We start from the raw sequence: 16,235 nt of genomic DNA on the forward strand, positions 1-16,235 counted from the left end.
GCGAAGGCCACGAGACTCGCGAGTCACCGCCCCGGGGCGCGCTGCTTGACTTCCTGGATCAGCCAGCCGTTGCCGTCGGGGTCGGTGAACGACGCGTAGCCGTTGTAGTCGGCACGCCCGGGCTCGAGGCCGGACGTGCGCCCTTCGGGGCTGAAGTGGAAGGGCTCACTGACCTCCACGCCGCGCTCGACGAGCTCGGCCCGGGTGGCTTCGAGGTCGGACGAGACCAGGTGCATCCCCTGGCAGGCGCCCGGCGGCACCTTCGTCACCCCGTCGCCGATCAGGATCGAGCATTCGGATCCCGGTGGCGTCAGCTGGACGATGCGGTAGCTCTCCGCGCCGGGATATCTGAAGCCCACGGCCTCCTCGAAGGTGTAGGCGCGGTGGTCGATGTCCACCCTCCAGCCCAGGGCCTCGGCGTAGAACCGCTTGGCGCGATCCACGTCCGAGACGGGGATGATGACGGCTTCGAGCTTGAGATCCATGCTGGTGCCCCCTTGAGTGTTCAGCGTCCGCATTCTAACCAACTGTGCTGATCTGATTACTCTTCGGGGTGGCGCGTAGAGGTGGGCGGCGCCCCCAGGTGGCCCAGCGCCAGAGCCACTCGATCGGCCCCTGGCGGCACCGGCTCAGCCAGAGGGTGGACAGCAGCCACTGGAGGGTGAGGATGGCGCCGGCGAGCAGGAGCACCGTCGCCGTCGACCAGTTTTCAGGTGAGCCGCCGAGGATGGGGCGGGCCGCCAGGACGAGGATGGTCGCCGTCAGATAGTTGGTCAGCGCCATCCGGCCCAGCGGTGCGAAGACGGTCTGCAGCGCCGGTCGCAGCGGCGTCCTGAGCAGGATCAGCAGGGCGCACACGTACACTCCCGCGAGCAGCAGCCCGGCCACGGCGAGCGAGAGCCCGAAGGCGGGGTCGTGCGCGTCGTGCCCGCCGGCCTGCCACCACACGGCGGGCGGGCGATCGGCTGGATGTTGGCGAGCATGATCCCGCACAGCGCGAACCCGCGCACCACATCGAGCGCGGCGATGCGCGGCCGGCCGGGGAGGGGCGCCGCGGCCCCGGCTTCCAACAGAGGTTCGGATGGCATGGGCTCATCCTGCGGACCCGGCCGGGCGCCGGCATCGGTCGAAAGCAGGGAGCCGCACCGCCCGCGACCGTACTTTCGGCCGGTACGGCCCGACCGCGCCCTCGACGCCGTGCGGCACGACAGCGTCACCGATGTCAGGCCGGGCCGTCCTCCTCATGCCCGTCGGATTGCCGTAGGGCGACAGTGATCATGGTGTCGAGCGCGTCCTGGGACGATTGGAGCCGGTTGATCGCCTCGGCGATGCGGTGACGTTCTCGCCGCAGGTGGGTGATCACTCCCGGGCAGGCCGACGCGACCAGCCGCTCGCCGTCGTCGTGGACGCAGTGCAGCAGCCGGGCGATGACCGCGGTGGGCAGGCCGGCGGCCAGCAGGGCGCGAATGTGGCGCACCGCGGCGACGTCCGATTCCGCGTATTCGCGGTAACCGTTGGCCAGCCGCAACGGCCGGAGGAGCCCCTGCTCTTCGTAGTAGCGCAGCAGGCGCCGGTTGACGCCGGTCGCGTGGACCAGGTCACCGATCCGCATGTGCGCCCTCCCCCGAGGTTGACCTTCACATCGATGTGACACCTTAACCTCCCCATGTCCGCCACCGAAAAGTGAAGGAGACTGTCATGCCGGGAGCTGTGGTCATCGGAGCGGGCCCGGGGATCGGCCTGTCGGTCGCCCGCCGGTTCGCGCGAGAGGGCCTGCCCATCGCCCTGCTGGCACGGACCGCCGGCACGCTCGAAACCGTGGCCGGAGCCGTCGGCGCTCCGGTGGTCCCGCTGATCGCCGACAGCGCCGACGAGACGGCGTTGCGCGCCGCCCTCGACGCGGCGACCGGCGAGCTCGGCCTCCCGGACGTGGTGGTCTACAACGCGGCGATCATCCAGGCGGACGCGCCGGGCCAGCTGTCCGTGCGCGAGCACCTGGACGCCTGGGCGGTCAACGTCGTCGGGGCGCTCACCGCCGCCGCCCACCTCGCGCCGGCGATGGCGCGGCGGGGCGGCGGCTCGTTCATCGTCACCGGCGGGATGCCCGAGCCGAAGCCGCAGTACGTCAGCCTCTCGCTCGGCAAGGCCGGCGTCCGGACGCTGGTGGCGCTGCTCGACGAGGAGTACGGGCCCTTCGGCGTCCACGTGGCCTGCGTCACCGTGGACGGCCCTGTCGCGCCGGGCACGGCCCTCGACCCGGACGCCATCGCCGAGCACTACTGGCGGCTGCACACCCAGCCGCGGCACCTGTGGCAGCAGGAGATCACCGTCGGGCCGTGATCCGGGTCGTACCTCCTCGGCCATCCGTGCACGAGCAGGTCAGCCGTCGAGGAGGGCGGCGATCCGGGTCGCCGTCTCGAAGTCCATGCCGAGCCGGTTCTTGCCGATCGCGAGCGTGGTGCCGGTCGCGGCGTCCATGCCCGCGTACGAACCGCCGACGCCGCCCCAGCCGAACCAGGTGTCCTGCGTGCCCGGCTCGGCGCCCGGACGGCCGCAGGCCAGGCCGAGACTCCATGACGACGGCATGCCGAAGATCTCGTCGGGACCGGAGTAGTCGACGCGGGTGAGGCCCTTCACCCGCTCGGGGGTCAGCAGCCGCACGCCGTCGACCTCGCCGAGCAGCGCGGCGTACAGGCGGGCGATGGCGCGGGCCGACACCTTCCCGCCTGCGGGAATGTCCGCCTGGAGCACGTCCGTACGGTTGCCGAAGGTCGCGTCGGGGTTCACGGCGGGCGGGGCGAGCTTCCAGAAGGGCGAGTCGGGCGGCAGCTCGAACCCTGCCGCGGCCGGGTCGTCCTCCAGCCGCGCCGCGCGCGGGACCTCGGCGGCGGGCATGCCGAACCACAGCTCGCCGGGCATCCCGAGCGGCTCGGCGACCTCGGTCCGCAACAGCTCGGAGATGCGCCGTCCGGTGACGCGCCGGACCAGCTCGCCGAGGATGAATCCGAAGGTGTAGGCGTGGTAGGCGGTCTTCGTGCCCGGCTCCCACCACGGTTCGAGCGCCGCGACGCGGGCGCAGATGCGGTCCCAGTCGCAGACCTCCTCCGGCGTCACGTCGGACGGCAGCCCGGGGATGCCGGCGGTGTGGGTGAGCGCGTGCCGGATCGTCACCCCCTGCTTGCCGTTGTGGGCGAACTCCGGCCAGAACTCGGCGACGGGGGCGTCGTAACCGGCCTCGCCGAACGCGCCGCGCTCGGCGAGGATGTGCACGATCGTGGCCGTCATCGCCTTGCCCACCGAATAGGCGTAGAACGGGGTGTCCGATGTCACCGGGCGTCCGGTCGTGGAGTCGGCCGCACCGGCGACGGCGTCGACGACCTGCTTGCCGTCCATGAAGACGGCGACCTGCAGGCCGGCCTCGGCGCCGCTGCGCACCCGGTCGTCGATGACCTTCTGCACCTGGTCCTGTAGTGAAGTCATGATCAATCCTCTCTGCCCGACGGCTCGGCCACCCGAACCTCACCGTAGAGGTCGTACGAGAAGGCTGGTTTTCGACATCCCTTCACAAGATTTCTCCCGGGAAGATGTCGAGCCAGCGCCACGCGCTCCGACCTTGGATGTGAGGCGCCCGTCCTGGGCGTCCGGAGAGGAACGTCATGGCAAGGCCAGTGGTGCACTTCGAGATCATCGGCAGCGATCCGGCGAGGCTGCGGGGCTACTTCGGTGAGCTGTTCGGCTGGGAGTTCGACACAGGCGGCCCGGTCGCGGCCGCGGTCTCCCGGCCCGGCCCGGCGAGTACGGTTTCGTGAACGGCGGCACGACCGGCGTCAACGGCGGGATCGGCGGAGGCCCGGGCTTCGGGCGCCGCGTCCTGTTCTACGTGGGCGTTCCCGACGTGGAGGCAGCGGCGCCCGGTTCCGCATGCCGCCCGAGCACGAGCGGGCGGACCGGCTCCACAGCGTCCTGCACGTGCTCTACCTGATCTTCAACGAGGGTTACACCGCCAGCTCGGGCCCGGGCCTGCACCGCAGCGACCTGACCGGGGAGGCGATCCGGCTCACCAGGATCGTGCGCCGGCTGCTGCCCGGGGACGGCGAGGTCGCCGGGCTGCTCGCTCTCATGCTGCTCACCGACGCCCGCCGACCGGCCCGCACCCGGCCCGACGGCAGCCTGGTCCCGCTCGCCGAACAGGATCGCAGCCGATGGAGCCGCGAGCCGATCGACGAGGGCATCGCTTCGATCACCCGCGCCCTGGCCCGCTCCCCCGCCGGCCCCTACCAACTGCAGGCGGCCATCGCGGCCGTGCACGCGGAGGCGGCGCGCGCCGAGGACACCGACTGGCCGCAGATCGTCGCCCTGTATCGGCTCCTCGAAGAGCTGGACGCCAATCCCATGGTCACGCTCAACCACGCCGTCGCGGTGGCCATGGCTCAGGGCCCGGCGGCCGGGCTGGCGCTCCTGGAGCCCCTGGAAACCGATGACCGGCTGTCCGGGCACCACCGGCTCCACGCGGTCCGGGCACACCTGCTGGAGATGGCCGGCGACCACCAGGGCGCCCGTGACAGCTACCGGAAGGCCGCCCGCTTGGCCACCAGCCTTCCCGAGCAGCGCTACCTGCTGGACCGAGCGGCTCGCGACCTGCCCGGCGGCCGGTAGGAAGGCGTCGAGCACAGCGTCTCCGTCCGCGAGCGGATCGGATGCCGTCGCGGGACGTGCTCCTCGTGCGTCCTTGATCAGAGCGATGGAGAATCAACTGGACGTCGAGGCAGCGAACCGAAGATCTCGCTCTCCATGACCTGGCCGGGTATTCGGCCGACGACTCCGGGGAACGCTGTCGTCATGGAACAGTTCGCGGCGCTGCCGCTGGCCGACTGGGAGGACACCAAGGCCACGTTGCACCGTTTCTGCCAGGTGATAGGCAAGGTCCGGCTCTCCTGCGCGGCCCGCCGCAATCACTGGTGGAACGCGCCGTTCCATCTCACCGGGCACGGCATCACCACCCGGCCGATGGGCCAGGTCGACGGCAACCCGATCTTCACGATCGACTTCGACTTCCTGAGCCACCGGCTCATCGTCACGACGGTGGACGGCCGGGAGGTGTCGTTCGGACTCCCCGGCCAGTCGGTTGCGTCCTTCTACCGCGACACCATGCGGGCGCTGGAGGCCCTGGACGTGCGGGTGGACATGGCCCTGCCGCACCCGTTCGACCTGCCCGACGCGGACCGGCCGTTCGCCGAAGACACCGAGCACGCCGCCTACGACCCCGTCCTGGTCACCCGCTACTGGCAGATCCTGAGCCAGGTGAATCTCCTGCTGGAGGAGTTCGCCGCCGACTACTCGGGCAAGACCAGCCCGGTGCACCACTTCTGGCACACCTTCGACATCGCCTGCACCCGCTTCTCCGACCGCCCGATCGAACAGCCGCCCGAGGCCGACCCCGTGACCCGCGAGGCCTACTCGCGGGAGGTGATCAGCTTCGGCTTCTGGTTCGGTGACGCGGCCTTCCCCGAGCCGGCCTTCTACGCCTACACCGCTCCGGAGCCCGAAGGCCTCGACAGCGAGCCCCTGGAGCCCGGGGCCGCCCGCTGGATCAAGCAGCGGGGCAGCCATCTGGCGGTGCTGCCGTACGCCGACGTCCGGTCCGCGCCCGACCCACGCGCCGCCGTGCTCGCCTTCTTCGACAGCGCCTATCAGGCCGGAGCGCGCCGCGCCGGCTGGGACATCGCCCGGTTCGCCTGTCCTGGCGGGGTCACCGATCCGCAGCTGAGCACCGCGACGTGACGGAGCCCGTACGGCCCGCGGGGTTTAGTTCGCGCCTGTGAGGAAGTTGTACGGGACGTACACACCGCATGAACCGTCGCGAGGTCACGATGATCATGAACGCAGAGCCCGAGCTCCGCTGCCCCATCACGGAGGACCTGGGCGGGCTGCGTTCCACGGTCCGCACCTACGCCGAGGGCGCCGGGCTGTCCGGTCCGCGGCTGGAGGACCTGGTGCTGGCCGTCAACGAGGCCGCCGCCAACGTGCTCGAACACGCCGGAGGAGTCGGGACGGTCACGGCCAGCAGCGACGGCGGCGGCATCACCGTGGAGATCCTGGACGACGCGGGCACCCTGACTCCCGGCCACCTGGACACCGAGCTGGACACCACCACCCCGCACGGGTTCGGCCTGTGGACGATCCGTCGGCTGTGCGACCAGGTCACCCTCGACCACCCCGCGGGCCACACCCGGCTGCGCCTGCGCATGCAGGGGGAACCGGCCGCCAGACGGCGGCATGCTCCGGCTCGCCGGAGCGCGTGGGGCGGCCGGCCGGCGCCCACACGGTGCCGCTGACGACGGCTCGGTGCGCGAAACTTGGGTGGTGACCACCGAAGACGACCGCCCCGACCCGCCCGCGACCAGTCCCTCCATCGTGCTGCTCACGCTGGCGCGGCGGATCGAGTCCGAGCTCAACGCCGCACTCGCGCCGCTCGATCTCACGGTCAGCAGGCTCGCGCTGCTCGGTCACATCGCCGGCGTGCCCGGAGTGTCGTTCAGCGAGCTGGCGCGGATGGCCGGGACCACGGTCCAGAGCGTGCACACGGCGGTGAAGGGGCTCGCCGTCGCCGGTCTGGTGCGCGACAACACCGCCCGCGCGGGCTCGGCGTCGGCGATCGAGCTCACGCCTGACGGCGCGCGCCTCCTGCGATCGGCGAAGGACGCGGTGGCCGTGGTCGACGACACGCTGTTCGGCCCGGACTCCGATCCCGTCCAGCGGCAGATCGCCGACGCCGTCCGCGCCGCGTTCGAGGGCCGCCCCTGACTTCTCCACAAGGGCTTCAGGTTGCCTGAAGCTTTCGTGTAGGCTTCAGCCTGCCTGAAGGTACCGAGGAGGAGTGTCGTGGAAGCCGTACTGCTGTCCGTGCATGTGCTCGCCGGCATCGTGTTCGTCGGGGGCTCGGCCGTCGCGGCGAGCCTGTTCCCCCGCTACGCGCCGGTCGCCGCCGGCTCGCCGGCGGATGTCTCGGGCGAGCGCAGCCGGGCCGTCGCCGTCGCACTGCATCGCATCACCCGGGGCTACGGCGTCTTCGGCCTCGTCGTGCCCGTCGCCGGGATCGCCCTGGCCCTGGTCCAGGGTCGCATGAGCGAGATCTGGCTGAACATCTCGATGGTCCTCACCGTCGTCGCGGGCGGTGTGCTGGCCCTGCAGATCTACCCGCGCCAGCGCGACGCGCTCGCCGAACCCGGCGACGCCAAGGGCCTGCGCACGCTGTCCATGCTCGCCGGGATCTACAACCTGCTGTGGGCCGTCGTGGTCGTCCTGATGATCGTGCGCCCGGGCGCGTAGAGACGCGTGCGTGCTGTCAGCGCCCTTCGATCACCTCGGTGAGCCCGTCGAGCAGCGGGCCGAGGCCGAACTCGAAGAGCCGGTCGAGATCGAGGTCGAAGGTGCCGGCCAGCTCGTCCACGACCTTGACGAAGGTGGGATAGTCCCCGGACTCGGCGATTCCCCGCATGTGGTCCTCCTACAGGGCACCAGCCTGGCCATGGTCGGGGCGTACGTGCTGGCCGAGGAGCTGGGCAAGAACCCCGCCGGGGCGTTCGGGCGCTACGAGGAGCGCATGCGCCCGTTCGTCGCGCAGAACCAGGCACTCGCCCTGGACAACCCCGGCCAGGGCGCCGCTCCGGAGAGGGTGCAGCAGGCCGCGAACGGCATCACCCTCTGAATCGGTCAGCCCGCCGGGCATTGCGGAAACGGAGGTTCCTCAACGGCTCCTAGTGTTCGAAGAGACGAAAGGAGCAGCACATGCTGCGAGGACTGGCCACCGTGAACTTCTTCGCCGACGACATGGAGGCGGCGAGGAAGTGGTACGTCGAACTGCTGGGCGTCGAGCCGTACTTCGAGCGGCCGGGCAACGGGCAGCCGGCCGCCTACTACGAGTTCAGGATCGGCGACTACCAGGCCGAGCTCGGCATCATCGACCGGCGTTACGCCCCGCCGGGCGCGTCCGGCGAGCCGGGGGGCGCGATCATCCACTGGCACGTCGACGACGTCGAGGCCGCCCTGGACCGGCTGCTGTCCCTGGGAGCGAAGCCGTACCTGCCGCTCACCGAGCACGGACCCGGATTCGTCACCGCCTCGGTGGTCGACCCGTTCGGGAACGTGCTGGGCGTCATGTACAACAAGCACTACCTGGAGATCCTGGGCCGATGATGCACTTCGCGGACGCCGGCCAGTGGGAGTCGTGGCTGGCCGATCACCACGAGGACGAGGGCGGCGTCTGGCTGAAGATCGCCAAGAAGGGGTCGCCCGTCTCGTCGATCACCATCGAGCAGGCGCTGCGGGTGGCCCTGTGCTACGGCTGGATCGACAGCCAGCGCAAGGCCCATGACGAGGACTGCTACCTGCAGCGATACTCGCGCCGCCGCAGGGGCAGTCCCTGGTCGCGGGAGAACGTCGAACGCGTCGAGGCGCTGACGGCCGAGGGGCGCATGCGGCCGCCCGGCCTGGCGGAGGTCGCCGCCGCCCAGGCCGACGGCCGCTGGGCGGCGGCCTACACCGCCCAGCGCAACGCCACCGTCCCGCCGGACCTGGCCGAGGCCCTGGCCGCCGACCCGGAGGCCGCCGCCCGCTTCGAGGCGCTCGACAGGACCGCCCGCTACCTGGTGATCCTGCCGCTGCTGAAGGCCCGGACCCCGGCCGGGCGCGCGGCTCGCCTGCGGAAGCAGATCTCCGGCCTGCCGGCCTGACCGGGCCGGGATTGCAGCGGGTGGGGGTCCGCGGTTCGACGTCGTCGCCCTCAGCCATCGATCGGCCCACGCGGCATCCTGCCTGAAATGACAGAGATTTGTGTTATTTCAGGTATGTCGGTAATGTCGGGCGCATGGCTTACGAAAGCGAACTCGCCTTCGCCGACGAGGTCGGTCGTCACTTCGCGCGGCAGAACGCCCTGCCGCCGATGACCGGCCGGGTGGCAGGGTGGCTCCTGATCTGCGATCCGCCGCAGCAGACCATCGCCGAGCTCAGCGAGGCGCTGCGGGCCAGTCGCAGCGCCGTCAGCGGCGCGGTCGCCGTGCTCGAGGAGTGGTCCTGGATCCAGCGCTCGCGCGCCGCCGGCGAGCGGGTGGACCGGATCAGCCTGCATCCCGCGATCTGGCTGAAGATGGTGGACAAGCAGGCTGAATACGCCTCGCTCGGCACGCTGGCCCGGCGCGGCCTCGAGGTGCTGGGCGAGGCGCCCGCCACCCGGCGGGCGCGCCTGATGGAGACGGCCGCCTTCGCCGGCTTCCTGGCCGAGCGGATGCCCGCACTCGCGGCCGAGTGGCGCGCCCACCGCGACGCCCTGCTCGCCTCGGGCGAGCTGCCCGGCGACTCCGGGACGAGCCGGCTCTGAGCCGCCGCGACACTTCGCGCAATCCCCCGAACCTGATGAGGAGACCCCTGATGACTTTCGACACCGCTCGCTGGCAGGCGAGGCTCGACGAGCTTCGCGCCGCCCACCACGTCCCCGGAGCGTCGCTGGCCGTGCTGTCCGGCGGGAGCGTGCACGAGCTGGCCAGCGGTGTGCTGCACCGGGGCACGGGTGTGGAGGTGACGACCGACTCGGTGTTCCAGTCGGGCTCGATCGCCAAGGTCTACACCGCCACCCTGATCATGCAGCTCGCCGACTCCGGCCTGCTCGACCTCGACGCGACCGTCGTGAGCGTGCTGCCGGAGTTCGCCACCCCGGACGAGGTGGCCACCAAGACGATCACCGTCCGGCAGCTGCTCAGCCACACCGGCGGCCTGACCTGCGACTTCACCTATGACTCCGGCCGGGGTGACGACTGCCTGGCCACCTACGTCAAGGCCGCCCGGCAGGTCGCGCTGGACTGCCCGCCCGGGACGGCGCTCTCCTACAGCAGCCTCGGCTACGTCGTGCTGGGCCGCATCGTCGAGGTGCTGACCGGCCAGACCTGGGACCAGGCCTTGAAGGACCGGCTCTTCACCCCGCTCGGACTGGACCATTCGATGACACTGCCCGAGGAGGCGCTGCGGTTCCGGGCGGCGATGAGCCACCTGGGCGAGCCGGGTCAGGATCCCGACCCGGCGCCGGCCTGGGACCTGATGCCGCGTTCCGCGGGCCCGTACGGCAGGGTCATCATCTCCGCGGGCGACCTGGCCCGCTTCGCCCAGATGCACCTGGACGGCGGACGCGGCGTCCTGTCCCCCGCCTCCGTCGCGGCGATGCAGCGCCGGGAGGTCGACAGCCCGGACAAGTGGACCGTCAGCGCCGACGGCTGGGGCCTGGGCTGGACCCTGTACGACTGGGACGGCGTCTCCGGCTACGGCCACGACGGCGCCGCCATCGGCCAGTACGCCTACCTGCGCGTCGTCCCGCACGCGGGCGTGGTCGTCGCCCTGCTGACCAACGGCGGCGGCGCCCGGCAGCTGTACGCCGAGCTGTATCGCGAGTTGCTGGCCGAGCTGGCGGGGGTGCGCATGCCGGACGCCTTCGGGCCCGCGGCCGAGCCGCCCGTGGTGGACATGACGCGGCTGCTGGGCGAGTACAAGCGCGAGGGCGTCGTCGTCACCGTCGCCCAGGACGCCGACGGCAGCGCCCGCGTCCGCTACGAGTTCGTCGACGGCATGAAGGACTTCTCCCCGCCGCTGGAGGTGGACCTCGTGCCGATCTCGGAGACGGTCTTCGCCGCCACGGGCGCCGGACCGTCCTTCAGCGAGGACTACATCCCCGTGGTCTTCTCCACCCTGAGCGACGGCACCGACTGCTTGTACATCGGCATGCGCGCCACCCCCAAGTCCGGCTGATCCTCAGAAGGGGATCTCAGGCGTTCCCGCCCTGCCGGGCGGGGCCGTCGTGGGGTTCGTCGGGAAGGGGAGCCGAGACGGGGCGGCGGTACCACAGCATGAGGCGATCGCCGTCGGCGACACTCGGAGGATGGAACGAGCACACAACGAGCTCACCCCCGCGGCGGCGGAGCCGGCCGGCAGCGGGCCGCTCACCCCGGGGCCGGTCTCGCGGTATCTCGGCGACCTCGCCACAGCTCCGCGCCGGGCGCGGTGACCCGTGCTGGACCTGCTGATCGGGATCGCGCTCGCGCTGACGGCCGGCTGGCTGGCGCTGGTCGTGACGCTGGTGGTCGTCCGGCCGCGCGGTGGGCTGCTGCGTGAGGCGCTGCGGCTGCTGCCGGACGTGCTGCGCCTGGTGCGCCGCCTCGCCGCCGACCCCGCCCTGCCCAGAGGTGTACGGGTGCGCCTGGCCCTGCTGCTCGGCTATCTCGCCTTCCCGATCGACCTGGTGCCCGACTTCATCCCCGTCCTCGGGTACGCCGACGACGCCATCATCGTCGTCGCGGTGCTGCGTTCGGTGGTCCGTCGCGCCGGGCCGGAGGCGGTGCGCCGGCACTGGCCCGGCACCGACGACGGCTTCGCCGTCCTGTCGCGCCTGGCCGGCTTCTAGAGGTTGGCTGATTCTTTTCCGGCGCACGCCCAGGTCAGAGCGCCGGCACCGGTGCTTTCCCGAGTGCGGCGGCGTAGAGTTGCGTTACCGAGGATTTCTCAGGTCGGCGTCACCCGCTGCAAGCCCTCATCGCACTGGGCCTCGCTGCTTCGCTTGTCCGAAAGGAGAAGCCGATGACCGTTACCGACACCTCACCGCTAGGCGGGGCCGGCCCGACAGCTCCGACCATCGTCCACCTGTCCGGTGAGCTCGACATCGTCACCTGCCAGCCGCTCCGCTGCGAACTGCGCGGTGTTCTGCGATATAGCTCCGACCTGCTCATCCTCGACCTGGCCGGAGTGACCTTCTGCGACGCCTGCGGCCTAGCTGTCCTGATCGACATCCAGCGCCGCGCCCGGCAGCGCGGGATCGTCCTCGCCCTGGCGGCTCCGCGCCCGTGCGTGTCAAGGCTGCTGCACATCGCCGGCCTGGACCGCAGCCTGCCGATCGTGGTGTGAGCCGAAGGATCGCCTGTAGGCCGCCGGGGTGGTGCGCACGATACGGTGAAAGCGCCTGCGCAGGTTGGTGGCGGAGGACAGCCCCACCCTCCCGGCGATCGTCTCGACCGGCAGATCGGTCTCCTCCAGCAGCGCACGGGCCGCCGAGACGCGCTGCCCGAGCAGCCACCTGCCCGGGCTGACGCCGAGCTGCTCGGCGAACCTGCGGGCCAGCGTGCGAGGCGAGACCCCCGCCCGCGCGGCGAGGTCGTCGACGGTGAGGGGTTCGTGGAGCCGTTCGGCTGCCCAGTCGAGGACCGGCGCCAGGGAGTCGGGCACGCCGCCGGGGACCACCGCGTACTGGAGCTGCCCGCCTTCTCGGTGCGGAGGCATGACCATGTGCCGGGCGACCTGCGCGGCGTAGGCGGCGCCGTGGTCGGCGCGGACGAGGTGCAGGCAGAGGTCGATGGCCGCGGCGGTGCCCGCGCTGGTCGCCAGGTCCCCCAGGTCGACGTAGAGGGTGTCGGCCTCGACCCGCACCTCGGGGAAACGGGCCGCCAGCTCGGCGGCCATCCGCCAGTGGGTGGTGGCCCGCCGGTGATCGAGCAGGCCCGCTTCGGCCAGGAGGAAGGCGCCGGAGCAGATGGCGACGATCCGCGCCCCGCGCCGGTGGGCCCGCAGCACCGCGTCGATCACGGCGGGCGGAACGGGCTCGTCGCGCCGCTGCCTGCCGGGGATCACGACCGTGTCGGCGGCCTCCAGCGCCGCCAGGCCGTCGGCGACCGCCATGTCGTAGCCCGCCAGAGTCGGCACCGCGCCGGGACTCTCGGCGCACACCGCGAACTCGTAGCGGGCGGGCAGGCCGGGACGGCGCATCCCGAAGACCTCGGCGGCGCACGCGAGCTCGAAGGTGGACTGCGGGGGCAGGACCAGGGCGACCACCCTATGCAGACTCATGGCAGGAATGTACCTGAACGCGTCAATCAAGACACTGGGCCCGGATGCCGCGTTCCGGCCACGATGGCGGCATGACGCAAGAACCCGATGACATCCAGGTCCTGCAGGTCGACGAGGTGGAAGCGGTCGAGGTCGTCCCCGGGATCATCCGGCGGCGGCTGCCGGCCACCGAGTGGGCGCGCGGCTGGATGTACGACTTCGCACCCGGCACCGAATGGCCGGAAGTGGACGTACACGATGGTGAGGAGCGCTACTACGTCGTGTCGGGAGAGTTTCTCGACAGGGGGCGCCGGCTCGGGCCGGGCAGCTACGTGGTGTTCGCGCCGGGCAGCTCGCACCGCCCGCGCACGGAGACGGGGGCGCGCATGCTCGGCATCAGCATCCCGCCTCGATAGGGTCGCCGCCGGCCTCGGGCGGCACGGTCAGGAGGGCCGGGGTGCGCGCCGGTCCCTGCGCTGGGCCAGCTCCTCGTCGTCGACGACGACGAGCATGGGCTTGCCGGGCTCGCCCATCATCGTGACGACGAACCGGCTCCAACTGTCCGTCCGGTTGTTGCCGTCCTGGTAGTGGATCACGTCGCCGCCCGGCTCCCAGAACGCCTCCCCGGCCCGGATGACGCGCTCGGGCTCGCCTTCCAGCTCGAACAGCATCTCGCCCTCCAGCACGTAACCGAAGGCCGGTCCGGAGTGCCGGTGCGGCGGAGCACCGGGGTCGCCGGGCGGGTACTGGATGAGGACGGTCATCACCTCGGCCCCTTCCGGGACGAAGGGCGGCTTCGCCGTCTGCAGCGTGGTGAGCGCGTCGCGCCAGGTGCTGGACCTCTCCGGCATGGGAGGGCTCCTTTCATCCCTTGGTTCTGAGCCAGTCTTCGAAACGGGTCTCGGCGAGGATCGCGCCATCGGCGGGGATGAGGACGCGCTCGCTCAGCTCGGCCCCGAAGTAGCGCCCGTGCGAGTCGATGATCACTTCGCGGGGGTCGTCGCGTGCGCTCAGATCCAGCCGGACGAGCTCGTCGAGGCGGAACTGCTCGGGGCCGGCCAGCTCGATGGTGCCGTTCACGGGCGGGCCCACGGCCACCTTCGCCACCGTTTCGGCGATGTCGGCCGCCGCGATGGGCTGGATGAGCACATGCGCCAGGCGGACCGTGTTGCCGTTGGTCGCGGCCTGAGCGAGGGCCGTGACGAACTCGAAGAACTGCGTCGCGCGGACGATCGAGTAGGGGATGGGCGATTCCTTGATCAGCTCTTCCTGAGCGATCTTGGCGCGGAAGTAGCCGCTGTCGGGCAGGCGGTCGCTCCCCACCACGGACAGGGCGACGTGATGCTCCACGCCCGCGGCCGCCTCGGCGGCGAGCAGGTTCCCGGTCGAAGTCCGGAAGAACTCCATCACCGCCGCGTCCTCGAACGAGGGGGAGTTCGCCACGTCGACGACCACCGAGGCGCCCTCCAGCGCATCGGCCAGCCCTTCGCCGGTGATGGTGTTGACGCCCGACTTGGGGGACGCGGCCAGCGCCTCGTGGCCGCGCTCACGGAGGTGGGCGACGACTTTCGAGCCGATGAGGCCGCTCCCGCCGATAACAACAATCTTCATCTCTGCCCCCTTTTGTCGCCTATGCCCGCTTTATGCCCCCTCACCCCTCCCGGTCTTCTCGTACGGCGGGCCCGAGTGCGCCCGCGCGCGCGGCGGCGAGCGCGATCCGGGCGGCCCGGTCGGCGAGGGCGTCGTCGAGCGGATCGGCGGTGATGAGCAGGCTGAGATAGATCGGCGCGGCCAGGGTCTTGAGAAGGCCGGCCGGATCGGTGCCGGCGGGCAGCTCGCCCCGGGCGACGGCCCGCGTCACCACGGGTTCGGCCCGCCGGAGCCGGTCGTGGAAGACGTGGCGCCTGGCCTCGGCGATCTCCGGAAGGTGGGCGGCCCCGGTGAACATGGCGGCCAGGATGGCCTGACCGGCAGGCGTGGTGAAGGACTGCACGAGCGAGCGGGCGAGCGCGCCCAGATCGCCCTCCGCCGTCCCGGTGTCCGGCACGGGGATGTCCATCGCCATGTGCTCGGCGACGGTGTCCACGATGAGGCTCTCGCGGTCCTTCCAGCGCCTGTAGACGGTCGTCTTGTGGACGCCGGCGCGCTGGGCGACACCGTCGACGGTCAGCGCCGCGTAGCCCTTGTCCACCAGCTCGGCGAGCGTGGCGGCATGGACCGCGGCCCGGACTTTCGCGCCGCGCCCGACCGGACGATCAGACTCCATTGCAACTCCGAGTTGCGTTATAGCGGGATTCTCGACAGGATCACCGTATCGCAACTCCGAGTTGCGATCTGTCTCCGCGTCTCTGCGAGGTACCCCCATGCGCGTCTCCCCCATCCCCGACCAGACGGGACGGCTGGCGGTCGTGACCGGCGCCAACAGCGGCATCGGCTACGTCACCGCCCGCGAGCTGGCCCGCCACGGCGCCCACGTCGTGCTGGCCTGCCGCGATCCCGGCCGCGGCCAGGCCGCCCTCGCCCGGATGCGCGACGAGGCGCCCGGCGCGCGTCTCGAGCTGCGCCGCCTGGACCTGGCCAGCCTGGCCGCCATCCGCGAGTTCGCCGCCGCGTGGGACCACGACCGGCTCGACCTGCTGGTCAACAACGCGGGCCTGGCGATGGTGCCGTTCGCCAGGACCATGGACGGCTTCGAGTCCCAGTTCGGCGTCAACCACCTGGGCACCTTCGCCCTCACCGGCCTGCTCCTCCCCCAACTGCTCGCCGCGCCGGATCCGCGCGTGGTCACCGTCAGCAGCGAAGGCCAGCGATTCGCCCGCTTCGACCTGGACAACCTCAACGCCGAACGCCGCTACCTCACCCTCTTCGCCTACGTGCAGTCCAAGCGGGCCAACCTCTACTTCGCCACCGAGCTGCAGCGACGGGCGGACGCGGCGGGGCTGAGCCTGCGCAGCATGGCCGTCGCCCCCGGCCTCACCCGGACCAACGTGCTCACCGGCGGCGCCAACAGCGAGCGCGGCCGGCTGTACGCGACACTGGCGCGCCTGCTCGTGCGCGCGGCCTTCCGCCCCACCCCGGAAGGAGCCAGGACCTCTCTGTACGCAGCGACCGTCCCGGACCTGCCTGGAGGCAGCTACATCGTGCCCGACGGGCCGCTGCAGCTACGCGGCGAACCCGTACGGCGCACCGGCGAGCGCGCCATCAGGGACGCCGACACCGCCCGCCGGCTGTGGCGGCTGTCCGAACGGCTCACCGGCGTCAGCTACCCCATCGGAGGGTTTGACCTTCACGCGGCGTCAACGTCTTAACTGGACGGCATGCGGATCGGAGAACTCGCCGCACTGCTCGGGGTGTCGACCCGGACCGTGCGCCACTAGTCC

Annotated in this window: 27 protein-coding genes; 18 read left to right on the forward strand and 9 right to left on the reverse strand. The window is 71.4% G+C overall.

Annotation, left to right across the window (positions count from 1 at the left end; all coding sequences use genetic code 11):
* Nucleotides 1-23: 23 nt before the first annotated feature.
* From V5E28_RS44705 to V5E28_RS44715, 3 genes are all read right to left on the reverse strand, one after another.
* Nucleotides 24-485, reverse strand: a complete 462-nt coding sequence (locus V5E28_RS44705) for a VOC family protein (RefSeq protein WP_336216270.1) — start codon at nucleotides 483-485, stop codon at nucleotides 24-26.
* Between the two features lie 34 nt (nucleotides 486-519).
* The gene (locus V5E28_RS44710) at nucleotides 520-948 is read right to left on the reverse strand and encodes a DUF418 domain-containing protein (protein ID WP_336216271.1); all 429 of its coding nucleotides are present in this window, start codon (nucleotides 946-948) and stop codon (nucleotides 520-522) included.
* A 274-nt stretch (nucleotides 949-1,222) separates the two neighbouring features.
* On the reverse strand, nucleotides 1,223-1,612 hold the full coding sequence (locus V5E28_RS44715) for a MerR family transcriptional regulator (RefSeq protein ID WP_336216272.1): 390 nt from the start codon (nucleotides 1,610-1,612) through the stop codon (nucleotides 1,223-1,225).
* An 86-nt stretch (nucleotides 1,613-1,698) separates the two neighbouring features.
* Between V5E28_RS44715 and V5E28_RS44720 the strand changes: the two genes are divergently transcribed.
* Entirely contained in the window at nucleotides 1,699-2,340 is a 642-nt protein-coding gene (locus V5E28_RS44720) for an SDR family NAD(P)-dependent oxidoreductase (protein ID WP_336216273.1), read from the forward strand.
* Between the two features lie 39 nt (nucleotides 2,341-2,379).
* On the opposite strand, the gene V5E28_RS44725 is transcribed toward V5E28_RS44720, so the two are convergent.
* Nucleotides 2,380-3,480: a serine hydrolase domain-containing protein gene (locus V5E28_RS44725; protein ID WP_336216274.1), complete on the reverse strand. Its 1,101-nt coding sequence runs from the start codon at nucleotides 3,478-3,480 to the stop codon at nucleotides 2,380-2,382.
* Nucleotides 3,481-3,656: 176 nt separating this feature from the next.
* On the opposite strand from V5E28_RS44725, the gene V5E28_RS44730 reads away from it, so the two are divergent.
* The 6 genes from V5E28_RS44730 (at nucleotide 3,657) to V5E28_RS44755 (ending at nucleotide 7,329) form a co-directional block, all read left to right on the forward strand.
* Complete coding sequence (locus V5E28_RS44730; RefSeq protein ID WP_336216276.1) at nucleotides 3,657-3,809, forward strand: VOC family protein; 153 nt, start codon at nucleotides 3,657-3,659, stop codon at nucleotides 3,807-3,809.
* A gap of 112 nt (nucleotides 3,810-3,921) precedes the next feature.
* Nucleotides 3,922-4,656 (forward strand): RNA polymerase sigma factor, encoded by a 735-nt coding sequence (locus V5E28_RS44735; protein WP_336216278.1) that lies wholly within the window; start codon nucleotides 3,922-3,924, stop codon nucleotides 4,654-4,656.
* Nucleotides 4,657-4,839: 183 nt separating this feature from the next.
* Nucleotides 4,840-5,781 carry a DUF5996 family protein gene (locus V5E28_RS44740; protein ID WP_336216280.1) on the forward strand — a complete coding sequence of 314 codons (942 nt, stop codon included), beginning with the start codon at nucleotides 4,840-4,842 and terminating at the stop codon, nucleotides 5,779-5,781.
* Nucleotides 5,782-5,876: 95 nt separating this feature from the next.
* Nucleotides 5,877-6,335, forward strand: a complete 459-nt coding sequence (locus tag V5E28_RS44745; protein WP_336216281.1) for an ATP-binding protein — start codon at nucleotides 5,877-5,879, stop codon at nucleotides 6,333-6,335.
* A 28-nt stretch (nucleotides 6,336-6,363) separates the two neighbouring features.
* Nucleotides 6,364-6,804: a MarR family winged helix-turn-helix transcriptional regulator gene (locus V5E28_RS44750; RefSeq protein ID WP_336216283.1), complete on the forward strand. Its 441-nt coding sequence runs from the start codon at nucleotides 6,364-6,366 to the stop codon at nucleotides 6,802-6,804.
* A gap of 78 nt (nucleotides 6,805-6,882) precedes the next feature.
* Nucleotides 6,883-7,329, forward strand: coding sequence for a hypothetical protein (locus V5E28_RS44755; protein WP_336216285.1), 447 nt, complete (start codon nucleotides 6,883-6,885; stop codon nucleotides 7,327-7,329).
* Nucleotides 7,330-7,345: 16 nt separating this feature from the next.
* Here the strand turns inward: V5E28_RS44755 and V5E28_RS44760 are convergent, their stop codons facing one another.
* The gene (locus V5E28_RS44760) at nucleotides 7,346-7,498 is read right to left on the reverse strand and encodes a TetR/AcrR family transcriptional regulator C-terminal domain-containing protein (protein WP_336216286.1); all 153 of its coding nucleotides are present in this window, start codon (nucleotides 7,496-7,498) and stop codon (nucleotides 7,346-7,348) included.
* Between V5E28_RS44760 and V5E28_RS44765 the strand changes: the two genes are divergently transcribed.
* The 8 genes from V5E28_RS44765 to V5E28_RS44800 all read left to right on the forward strand — a co-directional run bounded on the left by V5E28_RS44765 (nucleotide 7,499) and on the right by V5E28_RS44800 (nucleotide 11,940).
* Nucleotides 7,499-7,708, forward strand: a complete 210-nt coding sequence (locus tag V5E28_RS44765; RefSeq protein WP_442945977.1) for a hypothetical protein — start codon at nucleotides 7,499-7,501, stop codon at nucleotides 7,706-7,708.
* Nucleotides 7,709-7,788: 80 nt separating this feature from the next.
* On the forward strand, nucleotides 7,789-8,196 hold the full coding sequence (locus tag V5E28_RS44770) for a VOC family protein (RefSeq protein WP_336216288.1): 408 nt from the start codon (nucleotides 7,789-7,791) through the stop codon (nucleotides 8,194-8,196).
* Nucleotides 8,193-8,732: a YdeI/OmpD-associated family protein gene (locus V5E28_RS44775; RefSeq protein ID WP_336216289.1), complete on the forward strand. Its 540-nt coding sequence runs from the start codon at nucleotides 8,193-8,195 to the stop codon at nucleotides 8,730-8,732. The genes V5E28_RS44770 and V5E28_RS44775 overlap by 4 nt, the downstream gene beginning before the upstream one ends.
* 134 nt (nucleotides 8,733-8,866) lie before the next feature.
* Nucleotides 8,867-9,376 carry a GbsR/MarR family transcriptional regulator gene (locus V5E28_RS44780; RefSeq protein ID WP_336216290.1) on the forward strand — a complete coding sequence of 170 codons (510 nt, stop codon included), beginning with the start codon at nucleotides 8,867-8,869 and terminating at the stop codon, nucleotides 9,374-9,376.
* A gap of 50 nt (nucleotides 9,377-9,426) precedes the next feature.
* The gene (locus V5E28_RS44785) at nucleotides 9,427-10,791 is read left to right on the forward strand and encodes a serine hydrolase domain-containing protein (RefSeq protein WP_336216292.1); all 1,365 of its coding nucleotides are present in this window, start codon (nucleotides 9,427-9,429) and stop codon (nucleotides 10,789-10,791) included.
* 130 nt (nucleotides 10,792-10,921) lie between these two features.
* A complete protein-coding gene (locus V5E28_RS44790) occupies nucleotides 10,922-11,047 on the forward strand; it encodes a hypothetical protein (RefSeq protein ID WP_336216293.1) in 126 nt (41 codons plus the stop codon).
* Nucleotides 11,048-11,050: 3 nt separating this feature from the next.
* Nucleotides 11,051-11,443: a YkvA family protein gene (locus tag V5E28_RS44795; RefSeq protein ID WP_336216294.1), complete on the forward strand. Its 393-nt coding sequence runs from the start codon at nucleotides 11,051-11,053 to the stop codon at nucleotides 11,441-11,443.
* 173 nt (nucleotides 11,444-11,616) lie between these two features.
* Nucleotides 11,617-11,940, forward strand: a complete 324-nt coding sequence (locus V5E28_RS44800) for an STAS domain-containing protein (RefSeq protein ID WP_336216296.1) — start codon at nucleotides 11,617-11,619, stop codon at nucleotides 11,938-11,940.
* On the opposite strand, the gene V5E28_RS44805 is transcribed toward V5E28_RS44800, so the two are convergent.
* Nucleotides 11,887-12,876: a helix-turn-helix domain-containing protein gene (locus V5E28_RS44805; protein WP_336216297.1), complete on the reverse strand. Its 990-nt coding sequence runs from the start codon at nucleotides 12,874-12,876 to the stop codon at nucleotides 11,887-11,889. The genes V5E28_RS44800 and V5E28_RS44805 overlap by 54 nt on opposite strands.
* 71 nt (nucleotides 12,877-12,947) lie before the next feature.
* Here V5E28_RS44805 and V5E28_RS44810 point away from each other — a divergent pair, with 71 nt between their 5' ends.
* Nucleotides 12,948-13,271 (forward strand): cupin domain-containing protein, encoded by a 324-nt coding sequence (locus V5E28_RS44810; protein ID WP_336216298.1) that lies wholly within the window; start codon nucleotides 12,948-12,950, stop codon nucleotides 13,269-13,271.
* A 27-nt stretch (nucleotides 13,272-13,298) separates the two neighbouring features.
* Here V5E28_RS44810 and V5E28_RS44815 read toward each other — a convergent pair whose 3' ends face one another.
* The 3 genes from V5E28_RS44815 to V5E28_RS44825 are packed head-to-tail and all read right to left on the reverse strand — an operon-like array spanning nucleotide 13,299 to nucleotide 15,121.
* Nucleotides 13,299-13,706: a cupin domain-containing protein gene (locus V5E28_RS44815; RefSeq protein WP_336216299.1), complete on the reverse strand. Its 408-nt coding sequence runs from the start codon at nucleotides 13,704-13,706 to the stop codon at nucleotides 13,299-13,301.
* A 13-nt stretch (nucleotides 13,707-13,719) separates the two neighbouring features.
* Nucleotides 13,720-14,466: an SDR family oxidoreductase gene (locus tag V5E28_RS44820; protein ID WP_336216301.1), complete on the reverse strand. Its 747-nt coding sequence runs from the start codon at nucleotides 14,464-14,466 to the stop codon at nucleotides 13,720-13,722.
* Nucleotides 14,467-14,506: 40 nt separating this feature from the next.
* Nucleotides 14,507-15,121: a TetR/AcrR family transcriptional regulator gene (locus tag V5E28_RS44825; RefSeq protein ID WP_336216303.1), complete on the reverse strand. Its 615-nt coding sequence runs from the start codon at nucleotides 15,119-15,121 to the stop codon at nucleotides 14,507-14,509.
* Nucleotides 15,122-15,218: 97 nt separating this feature from the next.
* Here V5E28_RS44825 and V5E28_RS44830 point away from each other — a divergent pair, with 97 nt between their 5' ends.
* Both V5E28_RS44830 and V5E28_RS49880 read left to right on the forward strand, forming a co-directional pair.
* Nucleotides 15,219-16,163 carry an oxidoreductase gene (locus tag V5E28_RS44830; RefSeq protein WP_336216304.1) on the forward strand — a complete coding sequence of 315 codons (945 nt, stop codon included), beginning with the start codon at nucleotides 15,219-15,221 and terminating at the stop codon, nucleotides 16,161-16,163.
* Nucleotides 16,164-16,172: 9 nt separating this feature from the next.
* A complete protein-coding gene (locus V5E28_RS49880) occupies nucleotides 16,173-16,232 on the forward strand; it encodes a MerR family DNA-binding transcriptional regulator (RefSeq protein WP_442945979.1) in 60 nt (19 codons plus the stop codon).
* Nucleotides 16,233-16,235 lie beyond the last annotated feature (3 nt).

The organism is Nonomuraea sp. LPB2021202275-12-8, from assembly GCF_037044575.1.
Lineage (GTDB): Bacteria > Actinomycetota > Actinomycetes > Streptosporangiales > Streptosporangiaceae > Nonomuraea.

Bases quoted from the DNA above. Each gene is read 5' to 3' on its own strand.
- V5E28_RS44780 (WP_336216290.1), top strand. From the start codon at position 8,867: ATGGCTTACGAAAGCGAACTCGCCTTCGCCGACGAGGTCGGTCGTCAC.
- V5E28_RS44705 (WP_336216270.1), bottom strand. From the start codon at position 485: ATGGATCTCAAGCTCGAAGCCGTCATCATCCCCGTCTCGGACGTGGAT.
- V5E28_RS44735 (WP_336216278.1), top strand. From the start codon at position 3,922: ATGCCGCCCGAGCACGAGCGGGCGGACCGGCTCCACAGCGTCCTGCAC.
- V5E28_RS44715 (WP_336216272.1), bottom strand. From the start codon at position 1,612: ATGCGGATCGGTGACCTGGTCCACGCGACCGGCGTCAACCGGCGCCTG.
- V5E28_RS44720 (WP_336216273.1), top strand. From the start codon at position 1,699: ATGCCGGGAGCTGTGGTCATCGGAGCGGGCCCGGGGATCGGCCTGTCG.
- V5E28_RS44730 (WP_336216276.1), top strand. From the start codon at position 3,657: ATGGCAAGGCCAGTGGTGCACTTCGAGATCATCGGCAGCGATCCGGCG.
- V5E28_RS44740 (WP_336216280.1), top strand. From the start codon at position 4,840: ATGGAACAGTTCGCGGCGCTGCCGCTGGCCGACTGGGAGGACACCAAG.
- V5E28_RS44790 (WP_336216293.1), top strand. From the start codon at position 10,922: ATGGAACGAGCACACAACGAGCTCACCCCCGCGGCGGCGGAGCCGGCC.
- V5E28_RS44815 (WP_336216299.1), bottom strand. From the start codon at position 13,706: ATGCCGGAGAGGTCCAGCACCTGGCGCGACGCGCTCACCACGCTGCAG.
- V5E28_RS44800 (WP_336216296.1), top strand. From the start codon at position 11,617: ATGACCGTTACCGACACCTCACCGCTAGGCGGGGCCGGCCCGACAGCT.
- V5E28_RS44820 (WP_336216301.1), bottom strand. From the start codon at position 14,466: ATGAAGATTGTTGTTATCGGCGGGAGCGGCCTCATCGGCTCGAAAGTC.
- V5E28_RS44760 (WP_336216286.1), bottom strand. From the start codon at position 7,498: ATGCGGGGAATCGCCGAGTCCGGGGACTATCCCACCTTCGTCAAGGTC.
- V5E28_RS44745 (WP_336216281.1), top strand. From the start codon at position 5,877: ATGAACGCAGAGCCCGAGCTCCGCTGCCCCATCACGGAGGACCTGGGC.
- V5E28_RS44825 (WP_336216303.1), bottom strand. From the start codon at position 15,121: ATGGAGTCTGATCGTCCGGTCGGGCGCGGCGCGAAAGTCCGGGCCGCG.
- V5E28_RS44785 (WP_336216292.1), top strand. From the start codon at position 9,427: ATGACTTTCGACACCGCTCGCTGGCAGGCGAGGCTCGACGAGCTTCGC.
- V5E28_RS44810 (WP_336216298.1), top strand. From the start codon at position 12,948: ATGACGCAAGAACCCGATGACATCCAGGTCCTGCAGGTCGACGAGGTG.
- V5E28_RS44725 (WP_336216274.1), bottom strand. From the start codon at position 3,480: ATGACTTCACTACAGGACCAGGTGCAGAAGGTCATCGACGACCGGGTG.
- V5E28_RS44770 (WP_336216288.1), top strand. From the start codon at position 7,789: ATGCTGCGAGGACTGGCCACCGTGAACTTCTTCGCCGACGACATGGAG.
- V5E28_RS44775 (WP_336216289.1), top strand. From the start codon at position 8,193: ATGATGCACTTCGCGGACGCCGGCCAGTGGGAGTCGTGGCTGGCCGAT.
- V5E28_RS44805 (WP_336216297.1), bottom strand. From the start codon at position 12,876: ATGAGTCTGCATAGGGTGGTCGCCCTGGTCCTGCCCCCGCAGTCCACC.
- V5E28_RS44830 (WP_336216304.1), top strand. From the start codon at position 15,219: ATGCGCGTCTCCCCCATCCCCGACCAGACGGGACGGCTGGCGGTCGTG.